Consider the following 24,755-nt stretch of genomic DNA (forward strand, 5'->3'; position numbering starts at 1 on the left):
TCCTAACATTTCTAAATGTCAGGATAACAAGGTTGATAATATTGTTTATGGATTTACGAATACTATATCTAAGAATAGTAACTTAGATATATTTTTTAAAAACTAAAAGAAGGAATAGTTTCTTTATCTATTACATCTATTTTGCCAATCTTTTTACTTGATGAGTAGGTAAACTCTTCTAGACATTTAATAAATCGGTTGGCTATCTTTTCTATCTCTGTTTCGCTAAATATATTTACTTGGTATTCTATTCTAAAGGAAATAGACTCTCCGTAATTACTTATATAAAAGCAGATAGGGAATTTACTCTTTTTGTTTCTTCTAACCTCTGGGTAAACAGTTAGATTTTCAATATTTATATTAGAATCTTCATGATTAATGTAATTTACATAAACATCTATTCTATCAATCAAATTCTCTTTATTCTGTTGTTCAAAATCATCTACAATTAAGTCGAAAGGATAAAAAGAATTATCTATCATTTTTATCTGTTTTTGTAGAGTTTCTTTTACTAAATCTTTAACAGAATCTTCTTCTTTAATTGTTACATTTAATGGCAGTAAGTTTAAATATAATCCTACTTGATTTAATAAATCAGGATGGTTTCTTAAGTTTACCGGAACTCCAATAACTACATTTTTTTGAGAAGTAGTTTTATGGACTAATACACCTAAAGCTGCAGACATTAACCCCATTAAGTTATAATTATATTTTAAACATAACTCTTTAATATCTACAACTAATTTTTCTGATAATTGTCTTATAACGTATGCTCCTCTAAAGCTCTGTTCTTCAGAAGTGTTGTACCATTTAGATTGTCTTTTTATGTTTCTTAAACTACTACTCCAAAATTCCTTCTCCTTAATAAATTCATTTAATTGTATACGTTTCTTTATCCAACTAGCATAATCTTTATATTGAATTTTTAGAGATGTTAGATCAATATCTTTGTTGTCTTTATAATTTATGTATAAACTAACAATTTCTTTAATTAGAATTTGATCCGAAGTATAATCGCCTATAATATGATGCATTACTGTACAAAGTTTAAACTTTGTTTCATCTAGTTGAATAAGCATTACTCTAAATAAAGGTGCTTGCTCAAAATTGAATAATGTCTCAGCGAAATCTGCTATAGATTTATCTATAAGTGATGTATTTGTATCATCTGGCCTATTATAAGAAAATATAGAATTAACATCTATATCTTCATTTATTTTCTGCACTACATCTCCTTCTTTATTAAGCTCAAATGATGTTCTCAATACCTCGTGTCTGTTAACAACTTGTTGTAACGCCTTTTTAAATAGTTCTATATTTAATTTCCCTTCAATGTTATATGTATGAGGCATATTATGGGCTATTGATTCTTTTTCTGATTGAGACGTTACCCAAATTCTCATTTGTTCATTTGATACAATATATCCTTCTTCTCTATTTTCTTCTAATTTTGGAATACTATCAATTACTTTTACTCTATGTTCCTTTTTTCTATCTTCCAAAAGTTGGCCTAGTTCATGTACTGTGGGGTTGAGAAAGATTTCCTCTATTGAAATAGCAACTCCAAACTCTTTTTTTATCCTTGTTCTTAAAAGTATTTGCTTAATGCTATTTCCTCCTAAAAAGAGAAAATTATCATTAATTCCTACATTTCCTATAACCAGTACTTCTTGCCATAATTTCACCAAAACTTTTTCAATTTCTGTCTTAGGCTCAATCATTTCTCTTCTTGTTACTCTTTCTGAAATACTTTCATACAAACCTTGTCCATCAACCTTGCCATTAGCTGTCATTGGAAACTCATCTAGTTTAAAAATCATAGATGGCACCTCGTATAACGATAAAAACTTTGAACAATAATCTTTGACAATTCCTTCTTTTGTATAGTCAGATTTATAAAAACAAACTAAAGCTGCATCTATACTTCCTTCTTTAAAAACCATACATTTTACCATAGAAACATCTTCTATCTCAAGAATTATTTTTTCAATGGAGTTCACATCAATCCTAACCCCATTTAGTTTAACCATTCCGTCTTTTCTTCCTAAGATTACAATATCTCTTTCTTCATTATACATTCCATAATCTCCCGTATCATATACTATTTCCTTTTCTTTCGAAAGAGGGTTCTGAATAAACTTCTCTGATGTTTGCTTTTCATTATTGTAATACCCTTTAGATAAAAAAGGAGTTCTAATGTAAATGCTTCCTTTTTCGTTAATTCTACATATTTCATTCTTACTATTCACTATCAACACCCTTGTGTTAGAGATAGGTTTACCAACACATAAAACATCAGACAACTTCCCTTTTAATTCATTTCCTATTTTATAGTAAGTACTTAAAATTGTAGATTCAGTGGTTCCGTAAAAATTATATATTTCTGTTTTATTTCCATGAAACTTTCTCCAGTTAAAAATATCTTTGTTATACAATTTTTCTCCAGCAAGTAATATATATCTTAAGCTCGGAAACTCTTTTATTTGTCCTTCTTTTTCAATCCCTGCTCCTGTGAGAAGCCTGAACATAGTAGGAACCATATGCATTAAAGTTATCTTTTCTTTTAACATCCATTCAATTAACCTTAATGTATCTTGTTTTGTTTCTTCTGAAGGAATACATAATGTTGCTCCATTTATTAAAGAAATAAAAACATCTTTTAAAGAAGCATCAAAAGAATAAGATATAATTTGACCTAATTTATCATTTTCATTGACTTTTAATTCTTTTGACTCCCAATGGATATAATGACTTAAACTTTTATGTTTCCCTAAAACAGCTTTAGGTGTACCTGTTGAACCTGAAGTAAAGAAAACATAACTGGAATCCTCTCCATCAATATCAAAATCAGGGTTATAACATTTTTCTTCTACACACAAGTCTTCTTGATGATACTCATCATTTACTAACTTAAATAATGTAATTTTTAACTCATTAGTTTTGTCTAAAGACAAATCAATAATAAATGGAATTTGATAATTTAATTTCTTATTAAAAGATTTTATTTTATTATGATTTAAATTCGATGTAAGCATTACTCTAGGAGCTAGCTTATACATCTCCTTCCAATGTTTCTCTTGATATTTACTATCTAATGGTAGGTATATTTTTCCACTTTTAAAAATTCCCAGAAGAGATATTAATTGATAAAGACGCTCTTCGAACAAAACAGATATTATACCTTTATCATCAATATTTAGTGAATTTATAGTATGAGCTAATTTATTAGCTAACTCATTTAATTTTAAATATGAAAGTGATTTATTTTCTGTTTTTACCGCAATATTTAAAGGAAATTTGGTTACAATATTTTCAAATACTTTATGAATTACTTTCTTATTCATTTTCTTATATAATTTATTCTAATGAGTATTAAATATTTTGAAGTAAATATTCCTTTTCAAAAAAGAAATTTTCAGCCCCAAAAGCTGGGATTAAATCATTTAACCAAACAGCTTCTTCATTATATTTTGAGAAAAAAGGTGTACCAACCCAATTAGGATTTCTTGCTTGATTGAAACGCAAGGAAAATAATTTTTCATTATTTATTTCATTAACCCCTAATACCTGAACTTTCCCTTGGTTTGCAGACATAACTGGTCCTTTTACGGTTCTAGCGAGCCCTCCAACTTTTCTATAGGCATTTTGGTAAATTTCTAAAGCTTCATTTAAAGTAACTGCAAAATAAGATTGAGCTCCTGTATCTCTAGCCAAAAACATATAATAAGGGATACACCCTAATTTTACTTGTTCTCTCCACATCTCCTCCCAAGCCTCACTCGAATCATTTATATATTTCATGATAGGAGATTGAGTTCGTATTTGAGCTCCAGTTGAAAGTATTCTCTTAATAGCATTTTTTACCGCTGTAGTTTTTAATTCATTAGGGTGATTAAAATGTGCCATAATAGTTAAATTATAACCAGAGGCTATAATTTCTTCAAACAAGGCTATAATTTCATCTGCATCATCATCCGTCAAGAATTTGTATGGCCAATATCCAAGAGCTTTAGTACCAATTCTTATATTTTGTAGATTTCCTACTTTATTCTTCAATATTGGTTCCAAATATCTTTTAAAAATTGATGCCTTCATTATCATTGGATCTCCTCCCGTAAATAACAAGTCTGTTACCTCATTATTATTCTCTATGTACTTAATTAATAGATTAGTTTCTTTCATCGCAAATTTTACAGCATCAAGATTAACAAATTGTGGCCATCTGAAGCAAAATGTACAATATGCATGGCATGTTTGACTATTACTTGGGAAAAACAATACTGTTTCTTTATACTTATGCTGAATACCTTTTAAAGGTACTCCATCCAAAAGAGGTATATTTTCTACTTGAGAACTTGAATGTGGATTTAACTCTTTTCTTATTCCATTAATAAGCTCAATCATTTCACGCTTATTCATATTACTATCAATAGCTTCAGAAACTATCTTATAATGCTCTTCAGAAAGCATTTCTTTTTGCGGAAATGTCAATTGAAAAATTGGATCATTCGGAATATTGTTCCAATCTATTAATTCTTCAATCACATAATTATTTACTTTAAATGGCAATACACTACCTACCGTTCTGATTGCTTTAATCTCACCCTCTGAAAGATATGTTTTTACCTGTGGAATCTTTAAAAAATTTGGTAAACTCCATGCCTGATACTTGTGTATATTATTACTCATTTGTAAAGTATATTTTATCGATTTCTTATTAATTATTTTTCTTCTAGAAGTCTTCTTCTAAAGCTTCATTAAGCAATTCTGTAAACTTATTTTGCTCTTCTTTTTCAGATGGTTCTCTAATTTCATCTACATAATTACCTATTGTCTGATTATTTTTTTCTGAAGTACATATTAATAAAGTTTCAAATTCAGCATACAGTTTTTTTATAACAGAATTAGTATACAAGCCTGAATTATAAACTATTTGAGTTTCAATTACCCCATTGCTTTCCTTAATAAAAAAGGTTAAATCTACTTTACTTCTTACCTTTTGGTTAGTAACCTGACCTAGAACTGAATTTTCTAAAGGAAATTTTTTCTCTGTAATATCACTTTGAACCATAACTAGCATTATATCAAACAATGAACTTCTAGATGGATCATTTTCATACTGAATATCATTCAATAATTTATAAAATGGATAGTCTTGATACTTTTGAGCTTTTAATACAGAATCTTTTATTCGCTCTAAGCTAGTTCTGTAAAGCTCATTTTCATCAAATCTTAACCTAATAGCCATCGTATTTATAAAACAACCTATTTGGTCTTTTAGATCTAAATGACCTCGACCAGCTGTTGGGCTACCAATTATGATGTCATTCTGTAATGAATATTTATAAAGCAAAATTTGTAATACACCAAGAGTATGCATGTATAAAGACACCTCCTTATTTGTTATAAAGTTGAATACTTTTTCAGAGTTTCTTGTATCTAAAACTCCTGAATAAATCCCTCCATTATATGTTTTTATCCTTGGTCGATTATTCGATATTGACAATTCTATTTTAGGTAATTCTCCTTGAAATTGATTTGTCCAGAAATACCTAAGTTCTTCTTCATAATTAATATCTTGTTTTAATTTCCAACTAGAATAATCCTTAAACTGTATTGGTAATTCTTTTCTTTTTAAAATTGAATTTTCTTCTCCAGCCTTGTATTCATTCAATATTTCATTTATCAAGATTTCAATAGACCAAGCATCACAAATTATATGATGGATATTTACGTATAGTATATAATTAGAGTCACTTACCCTTAACATTGAAACTCTCATTAATGGACCTGACTCTAAACTAAATAATAGTTCATTTTCTTTTGAAACATAATCATTTACACAACTTAAGATATCTGAAGAATACCTATAATCTTCATGGTTTATTCCAAAGCTCAATTCCTCAAAGGTTAAAACTCTTTGATATATTTCTCCTTCTTCTGATTCAACAAAAACAGTTCGTAAAATTTCGTATCGCTTTATTACTTCTTCTATAGACTTTTCAAGCTTTTCAGCATTCATTGTAACCTCAAAGTTAAAAGACATATGATAAGCCTTTGACCCTTCCTTATATTGACTTGCAATCCAAATATTTTTTTGGTTTGAAGTTACAGGGTACAATTTTGCATTAATTGCTTTAGGTATTTTTGTTTCAACAAGCTTAGATGTATTTAGTATTAATTCAGCTTGTTCTCTGATACTGGTATGAGTAAAAATCAATTTCATAGATAATTTTACTTTGAAAACTCTCTTATACTCATTAATTAGTTTTGCAGCGTTTAAACTATGTCCTCCTAGTTCAAAAAAGTTACTATCGACACCAATATTTGTTACCCCTAAAACTGACTCCCATATATTTTGTACCTTCCTTTCTGTCTCATTTTCTGGCTTCTCTTTAATACCTCCCTCAAACTCTTCATTAATTACTGGTAACGCTTTTTTATCTACTTTCCCGTTTGGAGTTAAGGGAATTTCATTTATAAAAATGAAATAATTGGGAATCATATAACCTGGAAGAGTTTCTTTTAAATCTCTTCTTATTTTTGAAACCTCAATTTTATTAGGAGTCGTCAAATATGCCACAATAACTTTTTGTCTTTTAAAATCATCTAACATGACAACGGCATTAGTTATATATGGAAAAGAAGACAGTACATTCTCAATTTCTCCTAACTCAATTCTATGCCCTCTTACCTTAACTTGACTATCAATTCTTCCTTCAAAACAGATACTTCCATCAAGTAGTCTTTTTCCTAAATCTCCAGTTTTATATAATTTAGTTTTAGGATTGAATGGGTTTGTTACAAACTTTTCTTTTGTCAAACTGTCAAAATTTAAATAACCATTTGCAAGTCCATCACCTCCTAAATATATTTCTCCTACACAGCCTTTTGGTAATAAATTACCTGATACATCTAATATATATGCGGTACTATTGTTAATTGGATAACCAATGGGAATATTCTCTTTTACATCAGTTATATCATAAGTTAATGAAAAAGTTGTGTTCTCTGTTGGACCATACCCATTGATAATTTTTAAACTACTATACTTTGAACGTACTTTTTTAATATGCTCAGAAGATAATTTTTCTCCTCCCACAAGAACAGTTGAAAGTCCTTTGAATACATCAATATGATCATCCACTAATTGATTAAACCAACCAGATGTAAACCACATAACATTTACCTTATTATGACGTATTAAAATTTGTAATGTATTTGAATCTAGTAATTTTTCTCTTGAACTGAGAATTAGTTTTCCGCCATTTAGTAATGGCCCCCAGTACTCAAAAGTTGTTGCATCAAACGAAAAAGCCCCTGTTGAAAGTAATACATCACTTTCAGTAAAACAATAATAATTAGATTCTTTTACTAAACGCATAATACTTTTGTGAGGGATCATAACTCCCTTTGGTTTACCTGTTGAGCCTGAAGTATACATAACATAAGCCAAATTTGACGAAGAAATATCTCTATATACTTTTTTGGAAACCTTATCTGAAACTAAAAAACTTGATATTGTTTCTTCGCTAATTGTTAGTTTACAATTAGTATCCTTCTCTATATATTCAATTCTTTCCTGAGGATAGTTAACATCTATTGGTACGTAAGCTCCTCCTAATTTTAAGACTGCTAATATTGATATAACAGACCATTCACTTCTTTCTAGCCTAACTCCTATAAAGCCCTCTATCTCAACCTTATAACTCTTCAAGATGTAATTTGATAATTGAGTGGACAACTCATCCAACTCTAAATAAGTAAGGGATTTATCTTCGAATATTAAAGCCGTATTATTGGGAAAGTTTGTAACCTGTTCTTCAAATAATAAAACGATATTTTTATTTTCCTGATAATCGGATTTTGTGTTATTAAACTCAGAAATTAGTTCATATTCTTCTTTTTCGGATAAATAATTTACTTCGTTAAGTTTAGTATTTGAGTTATTGATGATATACCTTAAAAAATTATCTAAATGTTCGCCTAACTTCTTAATAAAATTCTCAGTATACAAGTCAGTATTGTATTCAATTACAACAGATAGTCCCTTAATTGAATTAATAAAAGAAAATGTAATATCAAATTGACTCGTTTTTCTATAGTCCGTTATTACAGGAGACACTTTTACACCTCCTCTTAAACTATCATACTTACCAGTAGAACTTACTTCATCTTGTAAAACTACCATAACATCAAATAAAGCTGACCTTGCTGGATTTCTTTCTAACTTTAATTCATCTATTAATGTATCAAACGGATAAAACTGGTGTTCGTATGCTTCTATTAAATTTTCCTTTTGAATTCTTAACAAGTCTTCAAAAGTCTGATTCATATCAAAACTTGTTCTAATGGCTAGAGTATTTAGATATAAACCTATTTGATCCTCTAGATCTGGATGCTCTCTTCCTGCAACAGGAGTTCCTAAAACTATATCCGTTTGTCCTGTATATCTAGATAATACACCATTTAAACCAGCCATTAATAACATAAATAATGTTACTTCTTTCTTAGCTAAGTAAAGTTCTAATTTATTAGCAACTTCCTCTGAAAACTCATGATAAACCCTATCCCCATTATATGTTTTAATTATTGGTCTTTTTTGATAAGTAGGTAATTCTAAAACAGGAACACCTTTTGCAAATTTATTTAACCAATATTCTTTTAAATTATCAAATTCATTATTTAAAACTTGTTGGTTTAACCAATAAACATAATCTCTGTATTGAATATTTAAAGAATGTAATTCATTCTGATCTTCATTATAAAACTTAGTTATTTCCTTTATAAAAACCTCCATAGACCAACCATCTCCTATGATATGATGAAGGTTGAATATTAAATAATGTTCTTTTTCTGAAACTGAGGCTAGACACAATTTTAACAACGGAGCTTTTGAGAGCTCAAACCTATTAGAACTCACCTTTTCTATTAGGGTATTTATGCTTTTATTATCTTGAAAACATAAATAATCTATCTCAAATTTAATTTCTTCATAAGGCATAACATTTTGATAAATATCATCATCATAATTAACAAAATAAGTTCTTAAACTCTCATGTCTTTCAACTACTTTGTAAATTGATCTTTTCAAAAAATCAACATTTAAAGTACCTTCTAATTTTAAAATCCCTGGAATGTTATATGCTTCTGCCCCTTTATCAAACTGACTTAAAACCCAAAGTCTTTTTTGTGCTGGAGTAACTTTGACTAAAGAATCTGGTAATATCTTCTTGATTGGTTCATAAGTCTTCTCTCTTAATTTAGTAACTAATTCTTTAATAGTTGGAAAAGCAAATATTTCCTTTATTTTAATGTGATAATTTAATTCCTTTTCTATTTTATTAATAAGCTTAACACTTTTTAAACTATGTCCTCCTAGTTCAAAAAAATTATCAGTAATTCCAATGTTTTTTGTTTCCAGGATATCTTCCCAAATTTTTACTAGTTTAGTTTCTAACTCAGTAGTTGGAGCAATATATTCGGTTGTACTTTTCTGAAGGTTTTCAATACCCAACAATAGTTTTTTATCTATCTTTCCATTAATTGTTAGAGGTATTTCATCAATAAAAGCATAATACGTTGGTAGCATATAATTAGCTAGCCTTTTGCTTAAAAACTCTCTTATATCATTTATTGGTAAAGAATCTCCTACAATAAAAGAAACAATATCTTTAATATCTCCCTGTTCTTTTACAAGAACAACTGCCCTTTTAATATTGGGGTGCTTTTGCAAAGCATGTTCAATCTCTCCTAATTCAATTCTATACCCTCTAACTTTAACTTGATGATCTCGTCTTCCTATAAATTCAAGATTGCCACTTGGAAGCCATCTAACTAAATCTCCTGTTCTATAAATCTTTTTATCTTCTGCAAAAGGATGGTTTTGAAACTTTTTATTTGTTAGTTCTAAGTCGTTTAAATATCCCTTAGCCAAACCTATTCCAGATATACACAGTTCACCAATAACTCCTTTGGAAACTAACACATTTGTATTTTCTTCTAGAACTAATAACTGATAATTTGGTAAAGGAATACCTATTGGCAAATTTGCTGTGATAATACTATCAATATCCTCCACTTCATAAAAACTAGAACAAATAGTAGCCTCAGTAGGGCCATAACCATTAATTATCCTAATATTTTTATCAAAATACCATTGTATTGCCTCCTTTTTAATTCCCTCTACTCCAATAAGTATTCTTTTTAAATATAACTTATCATGTAAAGATAAGTTCACACTTATTTCTTCTAAATGCATAGGATGTATATAGCAATGATTTATTTCCTTTTCATAAAGAAAAGAAGCATACTCTCTTGGAGACATAACAATATGCTTCTCTGGAATAACAAGAGTACTTCCTGAAGTGATTGCTGAAAATATTTCCATTACTGATACATCAAAAACAAAATTGCATGTTAATGATGTTCTGGATTTTTCAAGATTATAAAACTCTAAGAAATTGGTTAAACTAGCATGAGATACCATCACTCCTTTAGGTGTTCCAGTAGATCCTGAAGTAAAAATAACATATGCTAGATCTTGTGAAGTAATCCTATAATTTATGGCTAAACTAACCTTATCTTTAAATTCAAAAAATTCATTTAATAAGACCTCATCTAAGACTATTTTTGACTTTGTATTATCTTTTATGTAGGTTTTTCTTAAATCTGGAAAACCTGGATCAATAGGACAATATGCTCCTCCTGTTTTTAATACAGCCAAAATTGATACTATAAGCCATTCATTTCTTTCTAATGAAATTATTACAATATCGTTTGCACTGATATTTGTTTTACTTAACAAAAAATTAGCCAATTCATTAGATAAAATATCTAATTCATTATAACTTATTTTTCTTTCTTTATATTCTATTGCAATTCCATTTGGATTCGCTTGAACTTTGTCTTCAAATAGTTCTAGAGCATTACAGTCAAAATTTTGTTTTATTACAGAGCTTTGACTCATAGAGAGTAGTTCTTCTTTTTCTTCTCCTTCAACTAATAAAGAAATTGAATCAACAACTTCTTCAGCTTTATTTATAACCTCATTTAAAAGTGTATTAAAATGTGTATGAATTCGTTGAATAAACTCTTGATCATAGATATCTGTATTATAATCAACATCTAAAGACAATTTTTCTTCATTCTCTGAAAATATAAATGAGATATCGAATTGAGCTACATCTCTATTGATATGGTAATTTTCTACAGTCAAGGAAGATTCCGTTACCTCTCTCTTTAAACTCGAAAGTTGCTGTTGATTTTGCAATACCACCATAACATCAAACAAAGGTGATCTTGATAAATCTCTTTCTATATCTAACTTTTCTACCAATAAATCAAAAGGATAGTTTTGATTACTATAAGCTTCTAACAATTCTTGTTTCTCTATATCAAGTATTTCAAGAAAGCTCATTTGTCCATTAAAACTTGAACGAATTGCTAGTGTATTTACAAAAAGTCCCAACTGATTCTCTAAGGCAAGATGTTCTCTTCCTGCAATAGGAATACCAACTGTTATATCTGACAGATTTGAATATTTATAAAGTAAAACCTTTATCGCTGACATTAAAGTCATAAATAAAGTAACCTTGTTATTGTTAGAAAATTCTTTTAAACTTCTTAATAAAGGCTCTTCAATTACAGAATGAGTTTGTCTTCCTGAAAATGTTTTCTTTAAAGGTCTCTTTTTAAAACTTGGTAATTCAAGTATAGGCGAACTTTTCTTAAATTTTTGAAGCCAATATTCTTCTTCTTTTTGAAAACCAGATAATATATTTTTATTCAACCATTCTGAATAATCTTTAAATTGAATTTCTAAAGGTTTATTAACTGATTTTTTCTTTTGTTTGAAATCTTCATAATTGTTTAAAACTTTAGAAATAAGTAATTCCAAAGACCAGCCATCTATAATAATATGGTGTGCTGAAAAATATAAAATGAACTCTGAATCTTTCAATTTAAAAAGATAACAACTAAATAATTTTCCTAACTCAAAATTGTAATTTACATCTAAATTTTGGACATAGTTGTTTACCTCATTATCTTGATTATATTTTTTTGAAGAAAAATCAATTACATTTAAATTAAATTTTTTCTCCTTTAAAACATGTTGTTTTAATTGTCCTTCTTCATCAAGTATAAAAGCTGTTCTTAATATTTCATAATTGTCTATTAATTGTTGAAAAGCATTACTTAATTTTTGGATATTTAATTGCCCCGATAGCCTAACAGCTGCTGCTACATTATAGGCTTTTTCAGCATCATTTAGCTGACTTAACATCCAAATTCTTAATTGGGAAGCAGTTACATCATAATACTTTTTCTTAGAGGCTGTCTCAATAGTTAAAAAATTCTGATGTTTCGAATTACTTATTAAACCTTGTACTGTAGGATTCTTATAAAATCCCTTGAAAGAAATAGTCAGGTTTAATTCTTTATGCATTTTATTTATGACTTGATAGATCATTAAGCTGTGCCCTCCCAAATCAAAAAACCTATCACTCAATCCTATCTTTTCTACTCCTATAACATCTTGCCAAATCTTCACTATTTTTAGCTCTATAGTAGTTTTAGGAGCTATATATTCTCTTTCTTTACTATATTCAATTGACAAACTTGAAAGAGCATTTTTATCTATTTTACCATTAGAGTTTAGAGGAATCTTCTCTAATTTTACAAAATTACTAGGCACCATATATAAAGGAATTCTCGTTTCAAAATATCCTTTTAACTCAACTTCGTTAAAAAAATCATCACTGACATAATATCCAGTAAGAATATTGCGTGAATCCACCTGATTTAAATTAACAACAACTTGAGTGATTTTTTCAGAATATTTAATAAAAACATTTTCTATTTCCTCTAATTCAATTCTATACCCATTAATTTTAATCTGATTATCTTTTCTTCCTACAAACTCTAAAATTCCATCTTCCGTCCATCTTACTATATCTCCGGTATCATACATCATACATCCTTTCTTAAAAGGATTATCTATAAACTTCTCATTAGTTAAATCGTCACGATACAAATACCCATTAGAAAGTCCATACCCAGAAAGATATAGTTTTCCATTTACTCCAATTGGAACTATTTCTAAATTATCATCTAAAACATATGCCTCTGTATTTGCTATAGGTTTCCCAATAGGAATTGTTTTATATGTATTTTTTAAAAGTTTATATGCTGTACTATAAGTAGTATCTTCTGATGGACCGTATAAATTTCTTACTTCAATATGGTTATATTGAAATAATTCTTCTGCAATATCAACGGGAAACTTTTCTCCTGCTAAATTAATAACCTTCACATTATCTAAATCTACCTCTTCTTTGATTAAACTCCTCATTACAGAAGGCACAGTATTTATTAAAATCTGTTCCGATTCCTTCAAATATTTCTTAATATCTAAAGCATTCTTTAGTAACCTTATTTTTTTACCTATCGATAAGGTGAAAAACATTTCAAAAATTGATAAATCAAAACAATGTGATGTAGCTGCAAAAACTATTGAAAATTTAGAGCTATCAAACTCCAACTCTGCCCATTTTATTAAAGCTACGGCATTAAAGTGAGTAATCTTAACCCCTTTAGGGTTACCTGTAGTTCCAGAAGTATAAATAATATAAGCTAGTGAGTGACAGTTTAATTCAAGGTTTAAATTCTCTGACGATAAATCCTCTTTACATTTCACAAACTGATTTAAAATAACATTGTCAATTATTAATTTAGATTTACTATCAGTTTGAATATACTCTACTCTATTTTTAGGGTAATTAATATCAATAGGTACATAAGCTGCTCCTACTTTTAAAACTCCTAAAATTGTAATCAATAAGTTTTCATTTCTTTCTAGCTTTACCCCTACTAAATCACCTTTTTGTATTTCCTTATTTCTAATAAGAAACCTTGCAAAACGATTAGCTTCATTATTTAATGATTGATAACTTATCTCTTTCTTTTTAAATTTAATTGCAATTTTTTCAGGGCTTTCATAAACTTGATTTTCAAAAAGAGTTACTAAATCGATATTTTTATCATATTCTAAAAATGTATTATTGAAGTCATTTAATATTTTATAACGTTCATTACTTGAAACTAATGAAATACATCTTATTTCTTTATCTATATAACTTTCTAAATTGATTAGCCAATTTTTGAAAGATTCTAAAAAACGATGAACTTTGGTTTCACTTACAAAGTTATAATCAAAGAAAACTCTTAAAAAGAGCCCTTGATTAGTATTCTCTACATATAAATTGAATGGAACTTGCTTTAAATAAGAGTCTGGAACCCAATTATTATAACTAAAGGAATAAAGAGATTTTTTTACTGCCTCTCTAAAAAAAACATTTTTTTGAAGATTAGAATATTTATTAACCTCCTGAATTTCTTTTTTAACTTCATTAAGGTATTCTTTAAAAATTTTTGATTCGTTTTTCTTTGGTGACAAGAATAATAAAGAACCTTCTTTTAAACTTGTAGTTGATATTAGCCCTTGAACTTCAAAATAACGGTTTAACAAAGCATTAAATACACTTTGCAAAAGTGTATACTCTAAAAGCTCACTAGAGTTAGAAATTTTAAGGAAGTATGCTATCTTATTTAAATTTATAACCTCTTCTATTTCTGAGTTTGCTTTAAAACTTAAATCATTTACAATACCAACCTCTTCAATCTTTCGAAACCAATAATCATTTACTATATGTTGCTTGATCATATCCAATGTACTTTGTATATTTTTTAATAGCCTATGAAATAAATCTATTTTATAGAGTAAGAAACTCTTCAACACTTATTTCCTTAACTGTGACCTCCTTATTGTTAATCTTTTTACTTTGGGAAATATGACATACATATTCTTTTTGTAAATCTATCTCTAAAACAAAAAATGTTCTAGTTTCAACACTAGTCTTATTATTCTTTATTTCAAATGATTTTAATGGAACTGACAATCCTTTCCCTGTTGCTTTTAAAACTGCTTCCTTTTGTGTCCAATATTTAAAAAACTCTTCTAGAGGAGACTCTGAGTTAAATATCTTTTGCTCTTCATATAAAGTCATTTGTTCCTTGAACTCTGATATTTTTACATCATGTGATTTCTCAATATCAACACCTATATCTACAAACTTATTTGTAAAAACTACAACTACTAATTCTCCTGAATGTGAGACATTGAACTGCACATCATTATCTTGAAAATAAGGCCTATCATACTCTGTGAACATCAAATTTTCAAAATCTACTTTTTTATCAAAATAAGACAGTCCTTGTTTTATTAATAACCGCCCTAATAAAGATAATTGGACATCTTCCCATCTTTGGTACCTTAATAATCTTTCTTTATATTTTTTGGGAAAAGAATTTAAATAAGTGCCTAACAGATCATCGTGTTTATTTTTTTGTATTTTAGAATAAAGTAAAAGCAATCTTTAATAGTTAATTAAAGCTTATTTAACTGTTTTTCAAAAGAGAATACTAGCTGTTTTAGCTTACAAGTATGTAAATAAATTTCACATACTTAATATAGCATTTTAAACACCTTTTTATATTTAACAGTTAAAGTTTCTTATAAGGTATTTTATTTTATTAACGATTCAGATAAGATACTTAGAGGAACAGTTGCCATAATATTTTGCTGTAATGAATCTATTCTTACGATGATTTTGTTAACGTTAGATACTTTTATTACCTCGCAATCTAATCCTTCTAAAGGACCATAAGTAATTTTTTTAATCTCACCAACTTTAGGACGTTCAGTGGTTACTTCTACCCCTTTAACATTTTCATTTCCAATTAAAAACTTTATTTGATTAATTTCTTTTTCTTGAACTCTAGCATATTCTTTTCCGAAACGGATGTAAGAGAAAGCACCATTTACTGACAGTGCCTTATGAAATCCTAGAGACGAATTAATGTAAACAAACACATAAGAAGGAAATAGTGGCTTCATTATTACCTTTTTTCGATCACTCCATTGTCTAATTGTTTTTGCTTGTGGTAAAAAAGATTCCAAAGAAATTTCTTTCAATGATTCATGTACTTTTTTTTCCCAACAAGACTTAACATATAGTACGTACCAACCACAATCAAATTTCATCATAATACTTAAACACGAAACACAGCTTCGCTTCTCCCTATCACAAGGGATTTAATTTATCTTTTTAATTAGAACGGCGTAAATATAGTATTCAAAAAAAGGGGAAGAACTACACTAAAGGGTAGTTTTCATTTTTACAATAATTTATTATCGGAAATTAGATATTTATTTCTCTCATAAAACTCTATAAGACCACTATAAGGCAAGCTTATTGGTATGGTTTCTGACCCTAGATAATTAATAGGCTCCCCTACTACTTTATGTTTAATTCCTAATAAAGAGAGTATACGTAATAGCTTACTATCACATTCTGCAAAAGCTATATTGCCTTCATGACTACATACAGGAGATATTGCACAGACCATTAATTTTTTAAATAAGTTAGGATCTTTAGCTCCTTTTTTTATAGCAAAACGTCCTATATGCCATATTTCATGTAGTTCTTTATCTTCTAAAACCAATAAAGGATTTATTCCAAAAATATTCTCAATTGGTAACTTATCTATATAATTCCATCTTAAAACTCGTATAGCTCCTGTTATACCACCATTATCATCTTTACAAACAAAAATTTTAGAGTTTTCAATGTATTTTACCTCTTCTTGATAAACAGATAAAATATCTTTTTCTATCTTTTTTTTTTCATCTCCATCTACGTGATGATTAAAATTTTCTTCAACTACAAATTTTGATAAACTTAGTACCTCACTAGTTGATAACCTTTCTAAATAATTCTTCATAAGTATTATAATTTTTTATTCCTCGCTCAAAGCTAGCTAGTTAAAGTCTTCAACTCACTACACAAAATAGTAGTAGATACAGGAATTTATGAGATCAAATAGAAATAGATTTACATTTAAAAAAAAAGTATTGCTTATTACTAAATTATTTACTTTATTTGGGGTCTAAGCCCCCCCTAATCTATGAATGACGTGAATGACTTTTTTTCATCACGAAACACTGTATACAATGTTTCTGATGAAGAGAAAAAACAGACTACAAATTATGCAGAAGCTATTAAAGCTTTTGCTAGGACTACTTACAAGAGTATTTATGTAATTGATTATCAAAAAAAAGGTTTCGAATTCGTTTCGGAAAACCCTCTCTTTTTATGCGGTCATACTGCAGAAGAGGTCAAAGAAATGGGGTATCTTTTTTATTTTAATTATGTAATACCTGAAGATTTAGAACTACTACTAAAAATAAACACTATTGGTTTTGACTTTTATGAAAAAATACCGATTGAAGAGAGAATATACCATTCTATTTCCTACGATTTTCATCTGAAAAACCAAGAAGGTAAAGTACTTTTAATTAACCAAAAACTTACTCCTTTATTTCTTACTAATGAAGGGAAGATATGGAAAGCTATTTGTATAATCTCAATTTCCAATGAGCAAAACTCTGGAAATATTAGAATATCTAAAAAAGGCGAAAACAAAATTTTTAGATATGATTTAAAGGGTGATTTTTGGAAAGTAGAAACAAAAATAGAGTTATCTAATAGAGAAAAAGAAATCTTAAGATACTCTGTAAGAGGCTTTACCATTAATGAAATGGCTGAAACAATGTATGTTTCTCCTGACACTGTAAAATTCCACAGAAGAAAGTTGTTTGAAAAATTAGAGGTCGCAAATATTTCAGAAGCAATTGTATATGCTACTAATAATAAACTAATTTAGTTTTAACCTTCTAATGAAGATAAGTAAAACTCAGGAAAGCTCTTAACTTCCCTTTGTGTAGCTATATTAAAAAGTATATGTGTACACATTCCTGCTACACCCCATGAGCCAACCGATAATTGTGGAGGTGACAGTTTTTCTCTTTCATTTTTAAATTTATAAATAATATCTTCTAACCATTCCTGAGGTTTCCCCCAAAATCTCATATAGCTAGAAACATATTCCACCACGTTTAATTCATTAAAGTTTTCCCCTTTTATTGCAATAGAGTTTAACGATAATCCTTTAGGAGAAATAATTGTTACTAGCCCCCCCCAGCCTAAATTATATGGATGTAAAACAGGAATATCCATTTTTTGACAAATTTCATCAAAAAGTAAAGGGACATCTGAAGAAAAATCCAATGCATTAATCGCTATTTTATGCCCTTTAATATATTCTTCAACATTATCACTTGTTAAAAAACAATTATGGATTTTAATATTTGCCTTACTGTTTATGGACTTAAGTCTCGCTTTTATGGCCTCAACCTTATTAACTGACACGTCACCTTCAGTATAGTTTTGTCTATTTAAGTTAGAGTCCTCTACATGATCTCCATCAACTATTGTTATATTTTCAAATCCAAAACGCAATGCACATTCTGCTATTATACTTCCAATACCAGCCCCTCCCAATAAAATTGGATAATCTTTAATTAGCTCTTGTTCTTTTGGATTTAAGTATAACCTATTTCTGGAATACCTATGTTTCATCATAGTTAATTTTATTACAAAAATAAGTTATCAAAAAAAGAAATACCTAAACAAAAGGGTAGTTTTTTACTTTTCAAACAAAAGTTTATTATTAATTAAAAAACTAAAAACCAATATTATAATCACACCCTCTCCGACAATTAACACAACATTAACAATTAAGTTTTAATACCATATCTATAAATTAAGTTGACTTGATATTTTTTTGATAACTTTTGAATTAACAAAACTCTAATAGCTACTTAATTTTAAACACAAAACGTAAAACATATATTTTACAAAACAAAAAAGCCTTACTAAAACTAGTAAGGCTTATTGTGATCGCGACAGGATTCGAACCTGTGACCGTCTGCTTAGAAGGCAGATGCTCTATCCAGCTGAGCTACGCGACCATTGTGTCGGGGTGGCAGGATTCGAACCTGCGACCTCCTGCTCCCAAAGCAGGCGCGATGACCGGGCTACGCTACACCCCGATTAGTGTCATCTATAAATTTTTAGCGGAGAGACCGGGATTCGAACCCGGGCATCCCGAAGGATGACAGCTTAGCAGGCTGCTGCATTACCACTCTGCCACCTCTCCTTAATTCTTGCCGAAGCGTGAACTAAAAATTGCGAGTGCAAATGTATAACTATATATACGTTTCTACAAACTTTTTTGATAAAAAAAATACCTATTCTGGATACTCAACTCGTAAGTGGTAGATATTCATTAACTTATTCTTAATAATTTTTTTTATTTTTTCTATTTCTCTAAAAGTAATATCTGAATTTATGAACTGATTATCGCTTTTTTGCTTGTCTACAATTCTATCAATTAATATATCTATCGATTGTGCTGTTGGATTTTTTAAACTTTTAGAAGCTGCTTCTGCTGCATCGCACATCATTAAAATTGCTGTTTCTTTTGAAAATGGAATTGGCCCTGGATATTGAAACTTCTGAATATCAACATCTGGATTATTCTCTTCTTCTTTCTTATAAAAATAATAAGTAACACTTGTTCCGTGGTGTGTACGAATAAAGTCTATTATTCTATCTGGCAGCTTGTGCTTTTTTGCTATTTCGATACCGTTAATTACGTGATCTAAAATAATACGTGCACTATCTACTGGTAATAAATCATTGTGTGGGTTTACTCCCGTAGATTGATTTTCGGTAAAGTACATTGGATTTGCCATTTTACCTATATCATGATACAATGCTCCTGTTCTCACCAACATCGAGTTTGCTCCTATTTCATTAGCCGCTGCTTCAGCTAAATTAGCTACCTGCATAGAGTGTTGAAACGTTCCTGGTGCTTTTTCATTCAAATCTCTTAACAACTTTGAATTTGTATTAGAAAGTTCTAATAATGTTACATCAGAAACCAACCCAAATAGTTTTTCATAAAAATAGATAAAAAACACTGCTAAGAACGATAACAACCCATTGGCAGCAAATAGACCAAAGTACATCCAATTTATTTTATCTGCATTTCCTTCTTTTAAAATGGAAAAGGCAAAATAGGTAACCATATAAATTAAAGTAATTTGCCCTATAGACATAAATAGACTTGCTCGTTTATATAGTTCAGAAACCGTTAATATGGTTACTATTCCTGCAATAATGTGTAAGTAAATAAACTCAAAACTATTTGGCACAATAAACCCTAATAGTAACACTGTTAGTACATGGGTAAACAAACCTAATCGAGCATCAAAAAAAGCTTTAAGTACAATTGGCAAAATACTTAACGGAACAACATATAGGTAATCTGAATTGTATTTTACCACCATAGTTTGCACAAAAATCATTAAAAATATATTGAAGAAAATAAAGGTTACTTTATTATTATCATTAAAAGTATCAAACCTATATCTTTCAAGAAACAATAATAACATTAGTAATGCCAAGGCTACTAAAATTGTATACCCAAATACAATCCAATAATAATTTGATTTTGTCCAGATTCTGGAACTTGAGGCTACTTCGTATGATTTTAAAACATTATACTTTCTTCCTTCAACAATGTCTCCTTTTAAAATAATTAATTCTCCTTTTGAGACTTTTCCTTTTGCGTAAGAAATACTTTGTAAACGTTCATTTAACTCCTTTTCACTATACTTATAATCGTACCTTACATTAGGACGCAGGTTGCTTGACAAGTAATTAACAAGCAAGCGTTGTTTATAATACTGAAGTCCTTCTGTATTGGTTCTTAAAAAACTTAAAATATCTTTTGATTGTATCAATCTTGAAAATGGAACATCATCTATAGAATTTCCTTTTCGCAACACTACCGCATCTCCTACACTAGCTTTATCAATACTTGCATCATCTAAAAAACCGTACAGATATATTCTATTAATAAGCTTCTCTCCTTCTTTTATTAAGTCTCTGGCTGCGCTACTTGATAAAGAATCTAGGTTTGTAACTTGATTGGTAAATGAACGTAGTACTTCTGTTTTTATTGAAGTATCGACTACAAAATATTTTTTTGATCCACTTTCAAGTTCCTTTTTCTCTTCTGCTATTTCTTCTGGAGTTTTTTGAATGGCAAAATCAAAAGGAGCATATAAATTATCATATTGCCAAGGTTTTCCTTGTGGAAAATCATACTTAAACTGTCCTCCCTTAGGAAACAAGTATACTATGGCAATTACTGTTATTAAGAACAACAATACTTTGTAAATTATCGTGTTATTCTTGTACAGTCTGTTGATTAAATCGTTCATTTTTGATGTTTATAAAATGTAAATATAACCTTTCTCTATTATTTGAGTACTTGTTATAAAATGGTTATTTTCGCAAAACAAATCTTAATACAATTCACCCAATACATGAAATCAATAGTAGAAAAATAATTATTAAGCACTTAACAGCTTTATTATTTTAGTCGTTTTTGGTTATTGGGATAAATAAAAATTAACAAATAGTAGCACATGAAAGAAGTAGTAATAGTATCGGTTGCAAGAACTCCAATTGGTAGTTTTTTAGGAACATTATCAACTACACCTGCACCAAAATTAGGTGCTGTAGCCATTAAAGGAGCTTTAGATAAAATTAACTTAAAACCAGAAATGGTTGAGGAAGTTTTTATGGGTAATGTAGTTTCAGCAGGTTTAGGACAAGCACCAGCTCGTCAGGCTGCAATCTTTGCAGGAATTCCTGATACTGTACCTTGTACTACTGTTAACAAAGTTTGTTCATCAGGAATGAAGTCTATAATGTTAGCTGCACAAACTATTGCTTTAGGTGATGCAGAAATTGTTATAGCTGGAGGTATGGAAAACATGAGTATGATTCCACATTATCAACACGCTAGAACAGGTTCTAAATTTGGACCTATTAAAATGGAAGATGGAATGCAAAAGGACGGATTAGTTGATGCTTACGAGCAAGTAGCTATGGGAGTTTGTGCTGATGAATGTGCTGTTGAATATGAATTCTCAAGAGAAGATCAAGATGCGTTTGCTGTTGAATCATATAACCGTTCTGCTAAAGCTTGGAGTGAAGGTAAATTTGCTGATGAAGTTGTTCCAGTAGAAATACCTCAACGTCGCGGTGAACCTATTATTTTTTCTGAAGATGAAGAATATAAAAACGTAAAAATGGATAAAATTCCTGCTTTACGTCCTGCTTTTACAAAAGAAGGTACAGTAACTGCTGCAAATGCTTCTACTATTAATGATGGTGGTGCTGCATTAGTATTAATGTCTGCTGAAAAAGCTGCTGAATTAGGGTTAACTCCATTAGCAAAAATTAAAGGTTATGCTGATGCTGCTCACGAACCAAAATGGTTTACAACTGCTCCTGCAAAGGCATTACCAAAAGCCCTAGCTAAAGCTGGAGTTTCTATTGATGATGTTGATTATTTCGAATTAAACGAAGCTTTTTCTGTAGTTGGATTAGCTAACATGAAAATTTTAGGTTTATCAGCTGACAAAGTAAATGTAAATGGTGGTGCGGTTTCGTTAGGACACCCGTTAGGAGTTTCTGGAGCTAGAATTATTATTGCCTTAACTTCTATTTTAAAACAAAACAATGCTAAAATTGGTGCTGCTGGAATTTGTAACGGTGGTGGTGGTGCTAGTGCAATGGTTATTGAAAGAGTTTAATTGTTTTAAAAGCTCCTATTAGTAGATGTCTTTCGGAATTTGTAATTTGAGTATTGTTCCTCTTCGATTAGAACCTTCTGATGCTTCAGAAATGGTGAATCAAGTTGTTTTTGGTGAACATTTTGAAGTCTTAGAAAAATCTAAAAAGTGGAGTAGAATCCGTTTAGCTTTTGATAATTATGAGGGATACATCGACAATAAACAATACGAAGAAATTTCAGAAGAAACACATACTCTTTTATCTAAAGAGAAAAAGCACTATGCTGGTGAATTAATTGATTTTATTACTGATAATAATAGCAACTTAACGACTATTCCTATGGGAGCTCGTCTTCCGTTATTTAAGAATAATAAAATAAACATTAACAACACTTCCTTTTTATATGAGGGCAAAGTATGTAATAGTAAACTGGCTAAATCTGCAATTGTAGAAACTGCTTTTTTATTCTTAAATGTTCCTTATTTGTGGGGAGGAAAATCACCTTTTGGAATTGATTGTTCAGGTTTTACCCAAACTGTATATAAATTATGTGGATATAACTTACTTCGTGACGCTAAACAACAAGCAACTCAAGGAGAAGTATTGAGCTTTATTGAAGAGAGCGAACCCGGTGATTTAGCTTTTTTTGATAATGAAGAAGGTATAATTACTCATGTAGGGATTATTATGAATGATTACAATATTATACATGCTCATGGAAAAGTTCGTATTGACAAGTTAGACCATAGCGGTATTTATAATGTTGACACACAACAACACACCCACAAACTTAGAGTTATAAAACGTTTAGTTGATTAAAAACTAATCCTATAACATAAAAAAAACCGAAACTTTAAAGTTTCGGTTTTTTCTTTATTTGAATGTTTTTTATTGCATTGATTTATACAGCTCTCTGTATTCAGAAGCCTTATCACTCATCTCTAAAACTTCATATAAATTCATTAAAGTTTTAACAGTTTGTAAATTTCTATTTAAACTGTCAGCTTTTTCTAAGAATGGTATAGCTTCTTTATAAACTTCTTTTTGCTTTGCTGCTAACTCATCATACTTTTTAAAGTTTGATAAGTTTTTATTCATTTCTTCAACAATGGCTTTTTCTTTATTTAAAACCACTACTGCTAAATTCATGTAAGCATCAGCATAATCTGGCTTTAACTCAACTGCTTTAGTGTAATACTTCTTAGCATCATCTACTCTTCCTTCATTGAAGTTTACAACACCTAAGTTATAATATAAAGTTGGATTTTCTGGATCTAAAGCCACTGCTTCATTCATCAACTCTCCAAACTTATCCATTTTACCCATATCAACATAAAGTTGAGCTTCATTTAAAATTAAATTTAAATCCTTTGGATTAGAAGCACGAGCATCTTTAAAAGCAGCAATAGCCTCGTCAGTTTTTCCTTGCTCTTTTAATATTAAAGCTACATTTTTAACAATTGTTGCTGATTTTGACTCTGAAGATTTAGTATCTGGTTTCACATAACTTCCTGACTTCACCATTAAATCTCTTCTAGCTTTATCATTACCGAAGCTTTCAACTTTTCCTGTTGCCTTATCAGTAGCTACATATTGTTTTTCAACACCTGTATAACCTATTTTTTGCAACTCTCTATAATACTCAATTGCTTTATCATAGTCTTTAGCTTGAGTAGCAGAAACTGCTGCATTATAAGCAAAAGAGGTATCTGTAGGACTTAATACATATGTCAAATAGAAGTCTTCAGCTGCAGCCTTATAATCTTTTTTATTGTTATATAAGTCTACTGCTTTTTTTGAAACTTCTTGAATCATTTGATTTAAGATAGGCTTAGCTTCATCTGTATACTTATTTTCTTTCATTGCTATTAAAGCATTCAAAGCTTCTCCTGCCTTTTTGTAATCTTTTTTAGCAGCTAATGCTTTTCCTTTTAAGAAATAGAATTTAGACTTATATTTATCTTCACCGTTCATCATTAAAGAACCCTCAATAGCGTTAAGGGTAGTTAATGCTGTAGTAAAATCTTGTTTTTTTATAGCCTTCTCAGCAGCTTTAAGTTCTGATTTTTGAGCAATCGCCCCTAACGACATTAATCCTAAAGAAAGGGCTAAAATTTGATTTTTCATTTTTAGTTA

The 24,755-nt window shown here is 29.4% G+C and carries 12 protein-coding genes and 3 tRNA genes; 3 read left to right on the forward strand and 12 right to left on the reverse strand.

Annotated elements, in window-relative coordinates; genetic code table 11:
• Window positions 1–95: 95 nt before the first annotated feature.
• The 6 genes from LCI24_RS09995 to LCI24_RS10020 all read right to left on the reverse strand — a co-directional run bounded on the left by LCI24_RS09995 (window position 96) and on the right by LCI24_RS10020 (window position 16,845).
• Window positions 96–3,344: a condensation domain-containing protein gene (locus LCI24_RS09995; RefSeq protein WP_274640258.1), complete on the reverse strand. Its 3,249-nt coding sequence runs from the start codon at window positions 3,342–3,344 to the stop codon at window positions 96–98.
• Window positions 3,345–3,372: 28 nt separating this feature from the next.
• Window positions 3,373–4,689, reverse strand: coding sequence for a KamA family radical SAM protein (locus LCI24_RS10000; protein WP_274640259.1), 1,317 nt, complete (start codon window positions 4,687–4,689; stop codon window positions 3,373–3,375).
• A 43-nt stretch (window positions 4,690–4,732) separates the two neighbouring features.
• Window positions 4,733–14,725: a non-ribosomal peptide synthetase gene (locus LCI24_RS10005; protein ID WP_274640260.1), complete on the reverse strand. Its 9,993-nt coding sequence runs from the start codon at window positions 14,723–14,725 to the stop codon at window positions 4,733–4,735.
• Window positions 14,726–14,774: 49 nt separating this feature from the next.
• Window positions 14,775–15,434, reverse strand: coding sequence for a 4'-phosphopantetheinyl transferase family protein (locus tag LCI24_RS10010; RefSeq protein ID WP_420802992.1), 660 nt, complete (start codon window positions 15,432–15,434; stop codon window positions 14,775–14,777).
• A 152-nt stretch (window positions 15,435–15,586) separates the two neighbouring features.
• A complete protein-coding gene (locus tag LCI24_RS10015) occupies window positions 15,587–16,108 on the reverse strand; it encodes a UpxY family transcription antiterminator (protein WP_274640262.1) in 522 nt (173 codons plus the stop codon).
• A 131-nt stretch (window positions 16,109–16,239) separates the two neighbouring features.
• Window positions 16,240–16,845, reverse strand: a complete 606-nt coding sequence (locus tag LCI24_RS10020) for a hypothetical protein (RefSeq protein ID WP_274640263.1) — start codon at window positions 16,843–16,845, stop codon at window positions 16,240–16,242.
• A gap of 183 nt (window positions 16,846–17,028) precedes the next feature.
• On the opposite strand from LCI24_RS10020, the gene LCI24_RS10025 reads away from it, so the two are divergent.
• A complete protein-coding gene (locus LCI24_RS10025; protein WP_274640264.1) occupies window positions 17,029–17,787 on the forward strand; it encodes a response regulator transcription factor in 759 nt (252 codons plus the stop codon).
• 2 nt (window positions 17,788–17,789) lie between these two features.
• On the opposite strand, the gene LCI24_RS10030 is transcribed toward LCI24_RS10025, so the two are convergent.
• The 5 genes from LCI24_RS10030 to LCI24_RS10050 all read right to left on the reverse strand — a co-directional run bounded on the left by LCI24_RS10030 (window position 17,790) and on the right by LCI24_RS10050 (window position 21,256).
• Window positions 17,790–18,542, reverse strand: a complete 753-nt coding sequence (locus LCI24_RS10030) for a ThiF family adenylyltransferase (protein WP_274640265.1) — start codon at window positions 18,540–18,542, stop codon at window positions 17,790–17,792.
• 318 nt (window positions 18,543–18,860) lie between these two features.
• Window positions 18,861–18,934: transfer RNA gene (locus LCI24_RS10035), tRNA-Arg, on the reverse strand.
• Between the two features lie 6 nt (window positions 18,935–18,940).
• Window positions 18,941–19,015: transfer RNA gene (locus LCI24_RS10040), tRNA-Pro, on the reverse strand.
• A gap of 25 nt (window positions 19,016–19,040) precedes the next feature.
• Window positions 19,041–19,122 (reverse strand) — tRNA-Ser (locus LCI24_RS10045).
• A 91-nt stretch (window positions 19,123–19,213) separates the two neighbouring features.
• On the reverse strand, window positions 19,214–21,256 hold the full coding sequence (locus tag LCI24_RS10050) for an HD family phosphohydrolase (protein WP_274640266.1): 2,043 nt from the start codon (window positions 21,254–21,256) through the stop codon (window positions 19,214–19,216).
• 207 nt (window positions 21,257–21,463) lie between these two features.
• Between LCI24_RS10050 and LCI24_RS10055 the strand changes: the two genes are divergently transcribed.
• Window positions 21,464–22,639: an acetyl-CoA C-acyltransferase gene (locus tag LCI24_RS10055; protein WP_274640267.1), complete on the forward strand. Its 1,176-nt coding sequence runs from the start codon at window positions 21,464–21,466 to the stop codon at window positions 22,637–22,639.
• Between the two features lie 25 nt (window positions 22,640–22,664).
• Window positions 22,665–23,438: a C40 family peptidase gene (locus LCI24_RS10060; RefSeq protein WP_274640268.1), complete on the forward strand. Its 774-nt coding sequence runs from the start codon at window positions 22,665–22,667 to the stop codon at window positions 23,436–23,438.
• Between the two features lie 69 nt (window positions 23,439–23,507).
• Here the strand turns inward: LCI24_RS10060 and LCI24_RS10065 are convergent, their stop codons facing one another.
• Complete coding sequence (locus LCI24_RS10065) at window positions 23,508–24,746, reverse strand: tetratricopeptide repeat protein (RefSeq protein WP_274640269.1); 1,239 nt, start codon at window positions 24,744–24,746, stop codon at window positions 23,508–23,510.
• Between the last annotated feature and the right edge of the window lie 9 nt (window positions 24,747–24,755).

The organism is Tenacibaculum larymnensis (genome assembly GCF_028829235.1).
In the GTDB taxonomy this organism is placed as follows: Bacteria; Bacteroidota; Bacteroidia; order Flavobacteriales; family Flavobacteriaceae; genus Polaribacter; species Polaribacter larymnensis.

Bases quoted from the DNA above. Each gene is read 5' to 3' on its own strand.
- LCI24_RS09995 (WP_274640258.1), bottom strand. From the start codon at position 3,344: ATGAATAAGAAAGTAATTCATAAAGTATTTGAAAATATTGTAACCAAA.
- LCI24_RS10000 (WP_274640259.1), bottom strand. From the start codon at position 4,689: ATGAGTAATAATATACACAAGTATCAGGCATGGAGTTTACCAAATTTT.
- LCI24_RS10005 (WP_274640260.1), bottom strand. From the start codon at position 14,725: ATGATCAAGCAACATATAGTAAATGATTATTGGTTTCGAAAGATTGAA.
- LCI24_RS10015 (WP_274640262.1), bottom strand. From the start codon at position 16,108: ATGATGAAATTTGATTGTGGTTGGTACGTACTATATGTTAAGTCTTGT.
- LCI24_RS10020 (WP_274640263.1), bottom strand. From the start codon at position 16,845: ATGAAGAATTATTTAGAAAGGTTATCAACTAGTGAGGTACTAAGTTTA.
- LCI24_RS10025 (WP_274640264.1), top strand. From the start codon at position 17,029: ATGAATGACGTGAATGACTTTTTTTCATCACGAAACACTGTATACAAT.
- LCI24_RS10030 (WP_274640265.1), bottom strand. From the start codon at position 18,542: ATGAAACATAGGTATTCCAGAAATAGGTTATACTTAAATCCAAAAGAA.
- LCI24_RS10050 (WP_274640266.1), bottom strand. From the start codon at position 21,256: ATGAACGATTTAATCAACAGACTGTACAAGAATAACACGATAATTTAC.
- LCI24_RS10055 (WP_274640267.1), top strand. From the start codon at position 21,464: ATGAAAGAAGTAGTAATAGTATCGGTTGCAAGAACTCCAATTGGTAGT.
- LCI24_RS10060 (WP_274640268.1), top strand. From the start codon at position 22,665: ATGTCTTTCGGAATTTGTAATTTGAGTATTGTTCCTCTTCGATTAGAA.
- LCI24_RS10065 (WP_274640269.1), bottom strand. From the start codon at position 24,746: ATGAAAAATCAAATTTTAGCCCTTTCTTTAGGATTAATGTCGTTAGGG.